The sequence below is a fragment of the Arcobacter venerupis genome, from assembly GCF_013201665.1.
Classification (GTDB): Bacteria; Campylobacterota; Campylobacteria; order Campylobacterales; family Arcobacteraceae; genus Aliarcobacter; species Aliarcobacter venerupis.
The window spans coordinates 1,454,085-1,468,526 of record NZ_CP053840.1; the positions used below are offsets into that span (position 1 = coordinate 1,454,085).

The 14,442-nt window shown below is 24.7% G+C and carries 14 protein-coding genes; 6 read left to right on the forward strand and 8 right to left on the reverse strand.

Annotation, left to right across the window (positions count from 1 at the left end; all coding sequences use genetic code 11):
* Positions 1 to 28: 28 nt before the first annotated feature.
* A complete protein-coding gene (locus AVENP_RS07195; protein WP_128358579.1) occupies positions 29 to 256 on the reverse strand; it encodes a hypothetical protein in 228 nt (75 codons plus the stop codon).
* Positions 257 to 630: 374 nt separating this feature from the next.
* On the reverse strand, positions 631 to 939 hold the full coding sequence (locus AVENP_RS07200) for a hypothetical protein (RefSeq protein ID WP_128358577.1): 309 nt from the start codon (positions 937 to 939) through the stop codon (positions 631 to 633).
* Positions 940 to 1,071: 132 nt separating this feature from the next.
* Between AVENP_RS07200 and AVENP_RS07205 the strand changes: the two genes are divergently transcribed.
* Entirely contained in the window at positions 1,072 to 3,273 is a 2,202-nt protein-coding gene (locus tag AVENP_RS07205) for an endonuclease MutS2 (protein ID WP_128358576.1), read from the forward strand.
* An 8-nt stretch (positions 3,274 to 3,281) separates the two neighbouring features.
* On the opposite strand, the gene AVENP_RS07210 is transcribed toward AVENP_RS07205, so the two are convergent.
* The 3 genes from AVENP_RS07210 to AVENP_RS07220 form a co-directional block, all read right to left on the reverse strand.
* Positions 3,282 to 3,680: a DUF6858 family protein gene (locus AVENP_RS07210; RefSeq protein ID WP_128358575.1), complete on the reverse strand. Its 399-nt coding sequence runs from the start codon at positions 3,678 to 3,680 to the stop codon at positions 3,282 to 3,284.
* Between the two features lie 14 nt (positions 3,681 to 3,694).
* A complete protein-coding gene (locus AVENP_RS07215; protein WP_128358574.1) occupies positions 3,695 to 4,237 on the reverse strand; it encodes a hypothetical protein in 543 nt (180 codons plus the stop codon).
* Positions 4,238 to 4,324: 87 nt separating this feature from the next.
* The gene (locus AVENP_RS07220; protein WP_128358573.1) at positions 4,325 to 7,348 is read right to left on the reverse strand and encodes a DUF748 domain-containing protein; all 3,024 of its coding nucleotides are present in this window, start codon (positions 7,346 to 7,348) and stop codon (positions 4,325 to 4,327) included.
* 111 nt (positions 7,349 to 7,459) lie between these two features.
* On the opposite strand from AVENP_RS07220, the gene dapE reads away from it, so the two are divergent.
* From dapE to AVENP_RS07240, 4 genes are all read left to right on the forward strand, one after another.
* Positions 7,460 to 8,560 carry a succinyl-diaminopimelate desuccinylase gene (gene dapE / locus AVENP_RS07225; RefSeq protein WP_128358572.1) on the forward strand — a complete coding sequence of 367 codons (1,101 nt, stop codon included), beginning with the start codon at positions 7,460 to 7,462 and terminating at the stop codon, positions 8,558 to 8,560.
* Positions 8,561 to 8,592: 32 nt separating this feature from the next.
* Positions 8,593 to 8,886: a YciI family protein gene (locus tag AVENP_RS07230; RefSeq protein WP_128358571.1), complete on the forward strand. Its 294-nt coding sequence runs from the start codon at positions 8,593 to 8,595 to the stop codon at positions 8,884 to 8,886.
* Between the two features lie 122 nt (positions 8,887 to 9,008).
* Entirely contained in the window at positions 9,009 to 10,877 is a 1,869-nt protein-coding gene (locus AVENP_RS07235) for a P-loop NTPase fold protein (protein ID WP_128358570.1), read from the forward strand.
* A gap of 175 nt (positions 10,878 to 11,052) precedes the next feature.
* The gene (locus AVENP_RS07240; protein ID WP_128358569.1) at positions 11,053 to 12,141 is read left to right on the forward strand and encodes a hypothetical protein; all 1,089 of its coding nucleotides are present in this window, start codon (positions 11,053 to 11,055) and stop codon (positions 12,139 to 12,141) included.
* 2 nt (positions 12,142 to 12,143) lie between these two features.
* On the opposite strand, the gene AVENP_RS07245 is transcribed toward AVENP_RS07240, so the two are convergent.
* Positions 12,144 to 12,944: a PDDEXK family nuclease gene (locus AVENP_RS07245; protein ID WP_128358568.1), complete on the reverse strand. Its 801-nt coding sequence runs from the start codon at positions 12,942 to 12,944 to the stop codon at positions 12,144 to 12,146.
* A 201-nt stretch (positions 12,945 to 13,145) separates the two neighbouring features.
* On the opposite strand from AVENP_RS07245, the gene AVENP_RS07250 reads away from it, so the two are divergent.
* Positions 13,146 to 13,775, forward strand: a complete 630-nt coding sequence (locus AVENP_RS07250) for a hypothetical protein (RefSeq protein WP_128358567.1) — start codon at positions 13,146 to 13,148, stop codon at positions 13,773 to 13,775.
* A 48-nt stretch (positions 13,776 to 13,823) separates the two neighbouring features.
* On the opposite strand, the gene AVENP_RS07255 is transcribed toward AVENP_RS07250, so the two are convergent.
* Together AVENP_RS07255 and AVENP_RS07260 are read right to left on the reverse strand one after the other, a co-directional pair.
* Positions 13,824 to 14,156 carry a DUF6488 family protein gene (locus AVENP_RS07255; RefSeq protein WP_128358566.1) on the reverse strand — a complete coding sequence of 111 codons (333 nt, stop codon included), beginning with the start codon at positions 14,154 to 14,156 and terminating at the stop codon, positions 13,824 to 13,826.
* A gap of 9 nt (positions 14,157 to 14,165) precedes the next feature.
* On the reverse strand, positions 14,166 to 14,369 hold the full coding sequence (locus AVENP_RS07260; RefSeq protein WP_128358565.1) for a twin-arginine translocase TatA/TatE family subunit: 204 nt from the start codon (positions 14,367 to 14,369) through the stop codon (positions 14,166 to 14,168).
* Positions 14,370 to 14,442 lie beyond the last annotated feature (73 nt).

Genomic DNA, 14,442 nt, shown 5'->3' on the forward strand with positions numbered 1-14,442 from the left:
TTGTCCTATCTTATTTTGCAATTTCTTATTATTTTTTATTTTTTTTCTTTGCAGCTTTAGCTAGTTTTGCATTTTTTTTTCTTTTTTCTTTTTGAGCTTCTAAATTTGCAGCTTTTCTTGCATTTATTACTTGTTCTTTTTTATCAGCTGCATCTGGAGCAAAACCTGCTTTTAGAACATTTCTTTTTTCATTCATTTTCTTAGCTAATCTATCGCCTTTTGTTGTGTCAACACTTGAGTTATTTGCTCTTCCCATTATTTACCTTATTTGTTTTGATTTCGTATTGTATTGTATTTTCAATAAAGAAGGTATTACAGAAAAATATAGATAAGTTGAGAAAGAAATTTTATTATTATTTTTATAGAAATAAAAATCTTTCTATTTGTATTTTTGAAATTTTTGAATAGATATATTTCATTTTCTAAAGTAATCATTAAAGCATTTAAGAAACTTCCTTTATAAGCATAATAAAATAAAGGTTCAATAGCTCTAATAACTATAATTTTATTTAAGTACATCTTTTAAGATTCTATCTCTGCTTCTATATCAAAATTTCTTTGACACGGAATATTTAACGATCTCTAATATCATTTTGAAAATACAAATAAACTTCATCTTATTTTTGAAGTTTATTGAGCAAGTATAAAATCTTTATATTGTTTAGCAGTGTTATAACTAATTGCAGCTGTTTTAGCAACACTATAAACTGTAATATCTCTATCTTCAAATCTTAACATATTAACAGCATTTGTTATTGCATTTCTACTTTTTCTTCTTTTTGCTATATTTGCTTTATTTGTTGCTTTAATTTTCTTTGGTGTACACGATAAAATCGACTTCTTAAATTCTTCATTAAATCTATTATATAACGACATGTCATTTTGAACTAAAATTTTTTGTATTTCATTAAATTCTTCGTTTGATATTGTTATTCTCATATGTTTCCTGTTTATTTTTTTGGGTTGGAATTATACAAAAATAAGCTTAAAATTATCTCAATATGTTATAACAATTTGAAACTTTTATAATGAAATTACAAATTTTTATACCCTTTTAGATATACTTCCGCCATGCAAAATATATTAAAAAAACTAGACTTAATCGACTACATAGATGCATTCTCAAAACTTATGGCTAGAGAAAAATCTATTATCTTAGAAGGTGATATAAACCTTCATTTTAAACTAATAAATGAATTATCAAAATTTGATATTAAAGCACCAAATAAAATTGAAAATTTGGATACACCATTGATGCATATTCAAAAGCAGGGTATTTTAAAAATTGATGATATTTTTGAATTTATTAAGATAATTAATTATTTTAGATATTTAAAAAGATTTAACTTTGATGGAAAGCTTGCTGAATGGATTGATAAGATTGTTATTCCAAATGATATTATAAAAATTTCAGATTATTTTGATGATAGAGCAAATCTAAAAGATGGAATAAACGAAGACTTTGACAACATAAAACATGCCATTTCAAAAAACAAAGAAGCAATAAAACAAAGTCTTTATAAAACTATAAACTCTTCAAAAATAAGAACATATTTAGTTGATTCACAAGTTCATTACATAAATGGTGAAGAGTCTTTACTTGTACGAGGTGGATTTAACCATGTATTAAATGGTTCTGTAATTGACCGTTCTAACTCTGGATTTTTTTATGTGATTCCTCATAGTATTTCTGAACTTAAGCAAAAACAGAGTGATTTAAAAAATAGACAAGAAGAGATTTTATATAAAATTTGTAAAGAGATTTCATCATTATTTGAAAAGAATCTTCTATTCTTGAAGTTTATAAATAAAGAGTTTGATAAGTTTGACCATTATCAAGCAAGATTATTTTTTGCAAAAGCAGGGGATAAAAATTTTATTCTTCCTTCAAAAAGTGGTGTTAATAAACTTATTGATTTTTGCCATCCAGCTTTACATAATCCAAAACCAATATCTATTGACTTTACAAAATCAGTTGTAATGATAACAGGAGTAAATGCAGGAGGAAAAACAATGATGTTAAAATCAATTTTATCAGCTGTTTTTCTTTCAAAATATTTACTTCCATATAAAGCCCACCATGATACGGTTGTTAGTAATTTCAAATCAATAAATGCTGTTTTAGATGACCCCCAAAGTGTAAAAAATGATATTTCTACATTTGCTGGACGTATGGTTGAGTTCTCAAAACTTTTTGCTTCTAAAAATGCAATAGTTGGAGTTGATGAAATTGAACTTGGAACTGATTCAGATGAAGCTGCAAGTTTATTTAAAGTAATAATCGAAGATTTAATCCAAAGAGATATAAAAGTAATTATTACAACTCACCATAAAAGATTAGCAGCACTTATGGCCTCAAATGATGATGTTGAGCTAATAGCTGCAATTTATGATGAAGAGAATCAAAGACCAACTTATGAGTTCTTACAAGGAACAATTGGTCGTTCTTATGCCTTTGAAACAGCTTCTAGATATGGAATTCCCCATAGTGTTGTTAAAAGAGCAAAAGAGGTTTATGGAGATGATAAAGATAAGTTAAATGAGTTGATTGAAAGAAGTAGTTCCCTAGAGAGAGAATATAGACAAAAAATTGCAAAACTAGATGAAGAAATAACTAATATGCAAAGAATTTCAGGAAATTTAAAAGACCAAAAAGAGAAATTAGATGAGCATATCTATTCTGAAAAATCAAAACTACATAAAGAGTATAGTAATGCAAGAGATGAAGCAAAAAAAGCAATAAAAGCTAAACTTGTTGGGGAATCACATCAACATCTAAACATCGCTCATAAAATTGCAACTGAAATCAAAACTGAAAAAGTTCAAGAAGTAGTTGAGTTCAAAGCAGGAGATAGAGTTAAATATAGAAATACAAAAGGAACAATTGTTTCAATAAAAGGTGCAAAAGCTTTTATAGAAAACGATATGGGAATGAAAGTTCAAGTTCTTCTTGCAGATTTAAGTAGAAGTGGAAATCCACCTCCAAAAATTCCTACTAAAAAAGCAACTATAACTATAGAAAAACCAGAAACTGGAAGTATAAAATTAGATTTACACGGACAAAGAGCTGAAGAAGCCCTAGAAAATCTTGATAAGTTTTTATCTGATGCTTTACTTGCAGGTTTTGAAGAGGTTTTAGTTTATCATGGAATTGGAACTGGAAAATTAGCATTTGCAGTTAAAGAGTACTTAAAAAAACATCCAAAAGTTAGAGGTTTTGAAGATGCTCATCCAAGTAGTGGTGGTTTTGGAGCTAAAGTTATAAAACTTTAGCTCTTAGCTTAATAAATATAAGTCTTTAATGATTTAACAAACTCTTCCATTGTTTTATTAGCAGTTTCATTTGGTGCTTCTAAAAAATTTACAACAAATGAATCTTCTGTTTCACAAACGCCAATACTTCTTGGACGAACTGCCATTACTTCAGGAGTTGGTAACTCTTTCCCAAAACAAAATACTATATTTTTTGCAGCTTTAATATTTGGATTAATTATTCCATCTTCTAAACTAGATGTATGTTTATATTGATCAAAAATTGCAATAAATGCAATAACTGGATGGGCATCAATTTTAACTTGTAGAGCTGCTATTATTTCATCTACACTTTTGTACTTTAATTCATTTTTCTTATATGTTATCTCAAATATATGATACTTATCTTTAAAAATTTTTTGTTCCATTTTTGTTCCTTTATTTAATTTTTGAGTGATATAAATGAATTAATAACACAATTCATTCTTTCTTCTACATCATTAGCATCAATATTCATATAATCAGTTTGTATTTTATACACAAGTTTATCTTCATACTTAAATTCAAATACTAAATAACCAGCATATAGTTTTGCTTTATCATTTTTTTTACCACTATCTTCTTTGTCATTTTCATAAATATAGTAGTCAATCAAAACTTTTTTATTTGTTGATAAGTCTTTATCTATATATTTTTGAATAACTTTTTTTAGAATTTCATCACTTTGTTCTTTGCTTAGAATTTCTACTAAATGACTTTTCATAAATTTTGAAAATTTTATTTCTGAAATGATTTCATAGTTATTAGATTCTAAAGATTTTATAGCATCTTTTATATTATTTTTAATAAATATTTTTTCATAGGTAGTTGTATGCGACTGGCATTCTAATCTTTTTATTTTTGAACTTTTTGTAATTTCTTTAAATATTGAATAAGAAATTACACTTAATAAAACTATTAATATAACAGGAAATATTTTATTCATTAATATCCTAAAATTTCATTTTTAGGATATTAACACATAAAAAATTATAAGTCAATATTATCTTTTAATTATAAGTAAAAATAATATTTATTTAATTTTTGAAATATCCAAATTTATTGAAGAATTATTATTTTCAATATTATTTTCTATGATGATTTGCTTAGAATTTATACCTTTTCCTTTCACTAAATATTTATTTATATTTGATACTCTTGTTTTTGCAATTTTTTCTAATTCAGATATTTTTACATTTTCTTTTGAAATTAACGCTTCAATTTCCTCTTCTTTTAAATTTCTATCATCTTGTTTTTTAGCAAGATATTTCTCTTTTTTCAAAGCATATATTTCATCATTATTGTTGTATGAAGGTATTAGTTTTATAGCTATTTCACTTTTTGATTTTAGAATCTGAGCAATTTTATCTAAAGTCTCTTTTTGAATAGGTCCAATTTCTTTTTCTAATGGAGCAAATCGTACAGTTTTTATCTCATCAGGACTAAAGTTAAATAATGCCCCAAGAAGTGAAAATGGTGCAGTTACAGCCTTTGTCATTAGATTTACAAAGGCTCTCCAAAGAATAGAACCAATTGCAAATTGTGGGTCATCTACATTTCCAGAAACTGGAAGATTTATATCAATTACACCATTTGAATCTTTTAGTAACGTAATAGCAATATCTAAAGGCAAAGAGATAGCATCTGGACTTTCTACTTTGTTTCCAAGTTCTAATTTTGTGATAACTATATTATTTTTTGCTTCAAGATTTGATTTTTCAATATTGTATTTTAAATCTAAATCTAGTTTTCCATCTTTTATTTCTCTTCCTACAAACTTACCAGAATAAGGAGTGAAGTTTTTTATAGCAATGTTATTAAAAATCAGATTTATATCTGTTAATATTTTTATATTATTTGGATGAACTAATCCTGTGATTTTAGCAACTCCATACTCATCAACTACACCTTTTACTTCAAGATTTGAAGTGCTTGATCTTCTATTTTTAAACTCAGAAATTTTCCCATTTAGTTTTGTTACAGTTGTTTTAAAAGGAAGTGGTAAATTTTTATCTTCAAAAGTAAATATGGCATTTGTAATATTCATAGGGCCAATTTCAATTTTTGTTTTTGAAGATTTATTTGTATCTTCTTTTTTATTAGTAACTTCAGTTTTTGTCGTATTTTGTGGTTTTTCTACACTTTTTGTTGTTTCTTTTTGTGAATCTTTTTTGGCCAAAATTACTGAGATATTTGGTTTATCAAGATTTGTATTTTCAATTTTAAAACCTTTTTTAGAATTTGATAGTTTTTTTATCTCTAAGTCTAAGTTTTTTGCTTCTATTTTTGTTTTATCACTTGTATTTAAAAAATTAAGATTAGCCTGTATTAGTCTAATCGAATTTATTGATAAATCATCCTTGTTATTAAGTAGATTATTAACTTGAAGTTGAATATCTTTTGCATTTAATTCTATATTATTTGTTTTATCACTCATTTTTATTGATGGTTTATCAAGTTTAATTGCTTTTATAGAAATAGTTTCATTATCAAGTAAAAAAGCGTTTACATTAACATTTATATTTGAACCATCAATTTGCATTTTTGATGTATTATCATCAAAAACTAAAGTTGAACTTTTTAAACTCATATTATCAATAGAAGTTTTGTTATTTACAATTTTTAGTTTATTTACTAAAAGATTTAGTTTATTTGAGTCCAAATCAAAATTTGATTTTTTATCATTCAAGTTAAGTTTTTCTTTTGTTATTTCAATTTTATTTATATCTAAAATAGAATCTTTAAAAGCTAAGTTATCCAAATTTATATTTGTATTTTTAGTTGAAATAAACATATTGTTTTTATTGTCACCATATGAAAAAGTTGGAGTTTTTAAAAGTAGATTATTCAAGTTTACATCTGAATCAACTATTTTTAGAGTATCTAAGCTTATATTAAAATCTTTACTTTTTACCGTGTTATTATTTACTTTATCTAAAAAGCTAAAATCACTATTATTTACCTTTATATTCGAAAAATTAACATTCCAAGGTTTTGATACCTCTTGAGTTTTAGTTGTTGGTTCTTCTTGTTTTTTTACTTCATCTGTATTTTTTGTCTCTTTGATAAGATTTGCGAAATTTATTCCATTTTTATCTGAAATCATAGTTGCTTTTAGTGAATTAAAATCAATATCATCAAGGTTTATATCTTGTTTTTGTAAGTCAAAAGTAAACTTTTTAATATCAAGTTTTTCAAGATTTGCTATTGAAGTTTTGCTTTGGTTTAAATTTATTTTATTAAGTTCAAGTTTTTCACTTCTTAGTTGTAATTCTAAATTTTCTGTAGAATCTATATTATAATTTAGTATTAAATTTAAATTTGCTTCTTCATTTAAATCAAAATTAAAAAAATCTTTTTTATAAGTTAGCAACTCTTTTAATCTCAAATCATCAATAGTGATTTTTCCATAAGCTTTAAATGGCACTAGATTAAAAGCACCAACTATTGAAATATTTGTATGTTCGTTTAATTTAAGTTCTAAATCATTTGATGAAAGAATATTTTTATAAGTTCCCAAGTCATATAAAGTGTAATTTATATTTTCTAAATTTAAAGAGTAAGGAACTTCATCTTGATTTGTATATTTAATATTTGCATTTTCGAGTACAAGTTTTGAAACTAAAAATTCAATATTTGAAGTACTACTTGATTCTTCTTTTTTATCTTCAACTGGTGAAGGTTTTACAAGTTTTGCTAAATTTATACTTCCGTCTTTTTCTTCAATAATATTTACAAAAGCATCTTTTAAAAGAATATCTTTGAAACTAATATTTAAATTATCTATTGATTTTAAAAATGCAAAATTTATAGAAAATTCTTTAAAAGATAAAGTTGTTATTTCATTTGAATCTGATAGTTTAAAATCATGAACTACTACTTTGAAAGTAAAAGGATTGAATTCTACTCTTCCTATATCTGTTTTTTGAGTTAAATTTTCATCTAAGTTTTTGATTAATTGGTCTTTTAAAATAACTGGAACAAGTTTAAATCCTATTGTAATATAAATAGCAAGAGCGAAACAAAGCCAATAAAATGATTTTTCTAGTTTTCCCATATGAGACCTTTTGTGATTAAATAATAAAAATAAATTCTTTTTAAATCTGTTTTATTATAACAAAATAAAGTTAAGTTAGCTAAAATCTGCCCCAACTAAAAGGATATATAAATGACTATTATAGAATTATTTCAAAAATTATTAAGATTCAAATCACTAACTCCAAATGATGATGGAGCATTCGATTTTATAGAAGAGTATTTAGGCGATACTTGGACTTGTATAAAAGTAGATATGGAAGGCGTAAAAAATAGATTTTATTATAAAAAATTCAATGAAAATTCTCAACATCTATGTTTTGCAGGACACATCGATGTAGTTCCAGTTGGTGAAGGTTGGACTATTGACCCATTTGCAGCAGATGTTGTTGATGGAGTAATAACAGCACGTGGTGCCCAAGATATGAAAAGTGGCGATGCAGCATTTTTATATGCTTGTAAACACGCACAAAACTTCGATGGAACATTGTCAATTCTAATGACAAGTGATGAAGAAGGTGAGGGAACTTACGGAACAATCAAAATGCTTGAACACCTAAAAGAGATAGATATGATTCCAAACTACGCAGTTGTAGCAGAACCAACTTGTGAAGAGGTATTTGGAGATGCCATAAAAGTAGGACGACGTGGAAGTATAAATGGATATTTAACAATCCAAGGAAAACAAGGACACGCAGCATATCCAGAAAAAGGAATAAATCCAGTTCACCAAATAGCTCCAATCTTAGAAAAAATTGCTGGCTTTGACCTAGACAATGGAGATGAATATTTCGCCCCAAGTAAACTGGTAATTACAGATATAAGAGCAGGAATGCAAGTAACAAATGTAACACCAAATAAACTAGATTTGATGTTCAACGTGCGAAATTCAACAAACACAAAAAAAGAAGATGTAGAAGCCTACATAGAAAAAATCTTCGGACACCTAAACTATAGTTTAAGAACAACACAAGGCTCATATCCATTTGTAACTAATAAAGAATCAAAAGTAGTACGTGCAATGGAAACTTCAATCAAAGAAGTTCTAGGAGTTACTACAAAACACTCAACTGCTGGGGGAACAAGTGACGCTAGATATTTTGGAGCATTTGGAATAGAGGCTATTGAGTTTGGTGTTATAAATGATACTATTCATAGTATTGGAGAAAGAACTACAGTTAAAGAGGTTGAGGGATTATGTGCTGTATTTGAGGATTTGATTAAAAAATTCTAATTAAAAGTTATATATAAAAGAAAAGGAATTAAATGTTTATAATAAATTTAACATACAAAGTATCTTTAGATGAAGTTGATAAATATTTACAACAACATGTAGAGTATTTAAAAGTTCAATACGACAAGAAAAACTTTATCGCTTCAGGAAGAAAAAATCCTAGAGATGGTGGTGTAATATTATCTAAATTAGATTCAAAAGATAAGTTACAAAAAGTATTAGAAAAAGACCCATTTTATATAGAAAATTTAGCAAATTATGAAATCATAGAATTCTTTCCTACAATGATAGCAAAAGAATTTGAAAATTTAAAAGAAGAGATTTGAAAATTCAAAACAATATGAAAGAAAAAGCTTTGGATTTTCGAAAGCTTTTTTTCAAATTATAATCTTTTTTATTAACACACTTTTTTCTAGCTATAATAAATAAAAAAATTATAGGTTATCTTATGTCAAATCAACATATATCACAATTTTTAGATTATTATTGTGGTGAAAAACTGCTAAATCCACAATATGCAGTTTTACTAAAGGGTAAATGGGGAAGTGGAAAAACTCATTTTATAAATGAATATAAAGAACAATTAAAGATAAATAATCAAAAATGTATTTATGTAAGTTTGTATGGTGTTACCTCTTATGATGAAATTGAAACAAAATTTTTAGAAGCTATTCATCCAACACTTTATCATAAGAACACAATTTTTATTGGAAAAATAGTTAAACAACTTTTAAAAGGTACATTAAAAATAGATTTGGATGGTGATAAACAAGAAAATGGTGAGATGGAAGTCAAAATTCCAGATTTTAGGCCTCAAGATTTGTTAAATACAAAAGGGTATATTTTAATTTTTGATGATTTAGAAAGATGTTCTATAAATATTATTAATTTATTGGGATATATTAATTTTTTTGTTGAGCATCAATCTTATAAAGTAATATTAATTGCAAATGAAGAAGAATTTAAGAAAAATAAAAAATATACTAAAATAAAAGAAAAGATTATAGGAAAAACTTTTGAGTTTAGAACAAATCCTGTGATAGCTTATGATAATTTTTTAAAAGAATTAAAAAATATAAATAAAGTTAAAGAGAATATTTTAGAAAGAGAAAAATTAAATATATTAGAACTTTTTGAAAAATCAGAGTCTAAAAATCTAAGAGTATTAAGACAAACTTTACTCGATTTTGAACGATTTTATGATGAATTTTTAATAACACATTTAGAAAAAGAACAGTTAATAAAAGATATTTTACATTGGTTTTTTCTATTTTCTTTTGAAATTAGACAAGGAAATAATGACATTTTAGACTTACCTAAACTTCTAGAAGATTATTATTTTATAATTAATGAAAATAAAGATAAATCTGAAAAGATGCGATATAAATATTTTTATAATAAATACAAGTTTATAAATAATTACTGGGATGTAGTTATTTCTTTTGATATTTGGAAAGAGATATTACTAAATTCATATATTAAAAAAGAAGAAATAAATTCTGCATTAGAAAATAGTAAATATTATGCAACTAAAAACATTAATTCTTGGAAATTACTATATAGTTATTATGATTTAGATGATGAGATTTTTAAAAAATTAATAGATGAAGTTTATTTCAAAATTTATAACTTAGAATATAAAATATTTAAAGAAGTAAAAATGATTTCATCAATATTATTAGCATTAAAAGAAAAAAAATTGATAGATAAAATAGATTTTTGTTTAGAATATGAAATTGAAAAACAAATTGATTTTTTATTTGATAATGATTTAATAGATGATGAAATAATTTTACCAACTGATATGTCTTTATATTATCAAAATGCTGATTACTATGAAAATTATGAATTTATGAAATCATGTAAAATGAATGAAATTAATAAATATATTGATGAAAAATTAAAAATTAAATTAGAAAAAAAATTAAAAGAGGATTCAAAATTAATTATTAATGCAATTTCTGAAAATAATATAAATAAACTATATCCAATATTAGTTCAATCTAACAATAACTTTGTTCCATATTATGACAAGCCAATATTAAAATATATTGATATAGATGTTTTAGTTGCCTGTTTAAAAAATTCTAATAATGAAACAATAAGAAGATTTTCATATTTATTAGAAAAAAGATATGATTATGCAATTAGTGAGCTAATTCCTGAAGAAATTTTTTTAATAAAATTAAAAGAAAAATTAGAAATTATTAAAAATGAGAGAGTCGGAAAATTAAGTGGTTATTATTTTGATATTTTTTGTAATACATTAGATAAATGTATTCAAAAAGTTGGAAGAAATAAGAAAATAACTGAATAGTAATTTCTAAAATAAATATAAATTATATTTTACAAAAATGATAAAGTTACTTTACATTTTCCCAAAATATTTCATAAATGATAAGTAACTTTATCATTTTAGACAACATAAAAGAAAAGTGGACAAGTAACTTTTACTTACAAATCTAAACAAGAAAATAAACAAGGAATTTTAAATGAAAATATCAAAATTGTATTCAAACAATGATAATTTTAAAACCATAGAATTTGATAACGGTATAAACTTTATTCTATCAGATACAAATGGTGTAGGGAAAAGTAGTCTATTTAAACTAATAGATTTTTGTTTGTTAGGTGATAAACATTTTCTTGGGAACGAGCATTTTAAAGATTATATTTTTTATATAGAACTTCAAATTGCTGCTAATAGATATATAACGATTAAAAGACCTGTAACTAACGGTAAAAATATCGAATTAAAAATCACAAAAGAAAAATCCCTGCTTTTAGATGAAAAAGATTTTAATATAAAAGGTAGTTTAGGTATTGCTAAATCTTTTTTTGAAAATAAAGTTAATTATTCTATAAATAAATTTAGAACATATATAACATATTTTTTAAGAGATGAATCCAATCAAAATGATGTATTTATATTAAATAAACACACAACTCTTCATGAAATAGAATACAAAACTGTTGTATCAAATCTTGTAGGTATTGATGGGCGAAAAATAAGAAGAAAATATGAACTTGATGAAATAATTAAAAAAGAAGGTATTGATACAACAACTTTAAAAAATGCACAAAGTGATTTAGAAAAAGTTATTGAAGAAAATAAAACATTAATTAGTAGCCGTTTTATAGATAGATTGAAATATAGTGTTGCAAAATATGGAAGAATAATATTAGGTAAAGAGGTGACTTTTTTAATTGATTTAAACAGTTCAAATGATATAGAGTTTAGTATAAATGTGAAAAATGATGAAAACTCTAATGACAATCTAAATGATGAGGCTACTATAAAAAAACTTTTATGTTTAATCTTTGCATCTGCATTAGCTGAAACATATGCACAAAAAAGACTTATCAAATTTGTTGCTTTTGATAGCCCTTTTGATGGAGATAAAAATAGTTATGAAGATGGTATTTATTCGGCAATTCATCAGTTAAACAAAATTGGAATTCAGACAATTATTACATCAAATGAAAATGCTATTCATAATCCTAAAATTTTATTAGAAATAAAAAATGAATATATGACTGATTATTTTAGTGATAAGGATAAATTAATGGGTGATTTTTAAAGCTATAACTTATAATTTTCTTTAAAAAGTCCACCTTTAAATTCTACATTTTCTTTTAAGTTTAGTTGAAACATAACATTAGGATTAGTGTTTATATCTTTTTTCTTTATATAATATTGACAATCAACATTTGTCATACTTACTAAATATTTAGTTCCGATATTAAAATCTGATAATCTTGAATTAGTAGTTAATAAATATTTGTTATCGGTTTTTTTTATTTGGTAGTCTTTAGTTATCTCGTCCAATTGCGTTTTAAAATCTATTATGTCTTTACCAGGAATTTGTGTATCGCCAGTTTTTTTTCTTCTAAATACTAGGCTAATATCAAAGTAATTTTCTATCTCTTTTATTGGAATGAAAAGTAAATCTTTTAAAGTTAATTTATTAAACTTATTTGAAGATATAATCCATTCAACATTTTTTTCGCTATAAATTGTTTTTACCCAATTAAATAATGTAACATCAGAAATATCAACATGAATAGATGCTGTATTTGTACCTTTAAATGATGAATAATTTGAATTTAAATATTTTATTATCTCATCTGTGTATTTATTTGATTCATTTTTACTTTTATCGCAAAATCTAAACTTGCCATCAACTGGTTCTAATACTATTTGTCCAGCTTGTGTTGGACCAAATTTAGCTTCAACAGTTGTTGTAAGTTGAATTCCTTTTCTTACTGTTATGTGAGATGTGGTTGCGTCAAATCCACCTTCCATTGTAAAGTCAGCATTAAAATAATTGTTTAAAAAATCTGTTGCTTCATCTTGAAATATTTCCCACTTTTGTAATGCCATAATCTTGCCTTTAGAATAAATTAAAGTATTATAGCGCATCATTAACATATAGAAAATTTTTAAATGTAGAATTAGTAGAGTCACACTTAGAAAACTAGAATGTGGAAAGTTTGGAAGTATTTTTGTTAAAACTTTGGATATTATATTCAAGGGTTTAGATAATTACGTTAAATATTATAATTAATAAAGGTAAATAACATAATGAACATAGAAAAACTAAAAGACATTGAAACTGAATTTTTTGAAGTATATCCCAAAGGTTTTGAAGACGAAAAGTTACTTCCAATGATAAAAAAGTTTAACCCTGAAAAGCTGGAATTTTATGCAAAAGATGCTTTTTTAAAACAGAACTTTTCAAATCCACATTTCATAACAGAAGCATATTTTAAAACTATTCAAAAATCAGTTATGGTATCTTTGTTTGACAAGGCAAAGCTTCGTGATATTATCAAAGCTTTGAGTTCTTATGAAAAAGATATGTTAAGTATTGAGCTTTATGAGTTATTATATGGAAATAAGAAAAATGGCTTTGAAGGGCTTGTTGAATTTTTGGCTCAGTTTGGCATGGCAAAGTGGACTTTGGTTACTTTAGTACCTTATTGTATAAATAGACAAAAAGAGTTTTTTATTAAACCAACAACAACAAAAAATATCATTAAATATTTGGAAATACCAAACTTGATATATAAATCAAAACCATCTTATGAGTTCTATAAAGAGTATTCAAAAGAATTAAATTTTATAAAGTTAAAAGTTAATAAATCACTAGGATTTGATAATGCTGCATTTACAGGATTTTTAAGAATGGGTATGGAAATTTGTAGTGAATAGGCTTTAAAAGGTAATCTAGTCTATAAAAACTAGACTCTTTTAAAGGTTTTAGATAAGTTTACTTTCGATAACATCACCATTTGAATTAATAGAAATATTAAGTTTCTTATCTTTTTGAGTATTTTCTTCATTTTTAAAAATAATAAGCCATTTTGAATCTAAATTATCTTTTTTAACTGAAACTATTGAAGCATTAATCCAACTTGTTTCTATTTCATGTTGTGCAACTTTTTTCAAAACTTCTTGAGATGCTATATGTTTTGCTTCTAATTGCTCAATTGTAATATCACTTGCTTTTAAATCATTCTTTCCCAATGTTGACAAAGAATAAAAAATTATAACTGATAATACAGGTATGATTTTTAGTAATTTATTTTTCATAAAAAACTTCTAAACATTACTATTTTTATTATCTGTAGTTGTCTCTTTTGCAACAGGAGATAAAGTTTCTTCATCCTCTTTTAATGCTTGTTTGAAATTCTTTATTCCATTTCCTAAGCCTTTTGCTAATTCAGGTATTTTTTTACCACCAAACATCAATAAAATAACTAAAACGATAATGCCTAATTCCATTCCACTTGGTACAGAAAACATGTTGGATATCCTTATAAAAATATTTTGAAATTGTATCTAATTTTTGGAAAAAAAATGTAAGAGTTTTGTAATT

What these genes read in the sequence shown, in the direction of transcription:
- AVENP_RS07195 (WP_128358579.1), bottom strand. Translation starts at nt 256, where the DNA reads ATGGGAAGAGCAAATAACTCAAGTGTTGACACAACAAAAGGCGATAGA.
- AVENP_RS07200 (WP_128358577.1), bottom strand. Translation starts at nt 939, where the DNA reads ATGAGAATAACAATATCAAACGAAGAATTTAATGAAATACAAAAAATT.
- AVENP_RS07205 (WP_128358576.1), top strand. Translation starts at nt 1,072, where the DNA reads ATGCAAAATATATTAAAAAAACTAGACTTAATCGACTACATAGATGCA.
- AVENP_RS07210 (WP_128358575.1), bottom strand. Translation starts at nt 3,680, where the DNA reads ATGGAACAAAAAATTTTTAAAGATAAGTATCATATATTTGAGATAACA.
- AVENP_RS07215 (WP_128358574.1), bottom strand. Translation starts at nt 4,237, where the DNA reads ATGAATAAAATATTTCCTGTTATATTAATAGTTTTATTAAGTGTAATT.
- AVENP_RS07220 (WP_128358573.1), bottom strand. Translation starts at nt 7,348, where the DNA reads ATGGGAAAACTAGAAAAATCATTTTATTGGCTTTGTTTCGCTCTTGCT.
- dapE (WP_128358572.1), top strand. Translation starts at nt 7,460, where the DNA reads ATGACTATTATAGAATTATTTCAAAAATTATTAAGATTCAAATCACTA.
- AVENP_RS07230 (WP_128358571.1), top strand. Translation starts at nt 8,593, where the DNA reads ATGTTTATAATAAATTTAACATACAAAGTATCTTTAGATGAAGTTGAT.
- AVENP_RS07235 (WP_128358570.1), top strand. Translation starts at nt 9,009, where the DNA reads ATGTCAAATCAACATATATCACAATTTTTAGATTATTATTGTGGTGAA.
- AVENP_RS07240 (WP_128358569.1), top strand. Translation starts at nt 11,053, where the DNA reads ATGAAAATATCAAAATTGTATTCAAACAATGATAATTTTAAAACCATA.
- AVENP_RS07245 (WP_128358568.1), bottom strand. Translation starts at nt 12,944, where the DNA reads ATGGCATTACAAAAGTGGGAAATATTTCAAGATGAAGCAACAGATTTT.
- AVENP_RS07250 (WP_128358567.1), top strand. Translation starts at nt 13,146, where the DNA reads ATGAACATAGAAAAACTAAAAGACATTGAAACTGAATTTTTTGAAGTA.
- AVENP_RS07255 (WP_128358566.1), bottom strand. Translation starts at nt 14,156, where the DNA reads ATGAAAAATAAATTACTAAAAATCATACCTGTATTATCAGTTATAATT.
- AVENP_RS07260 (WP_128358565.1), bottom strand. Translation starts at nt 14,369, where the DNA reads ATGTTTTCTGTACCAAGTGGAATGGAATTAGGCATTATCGTTTTAGTT.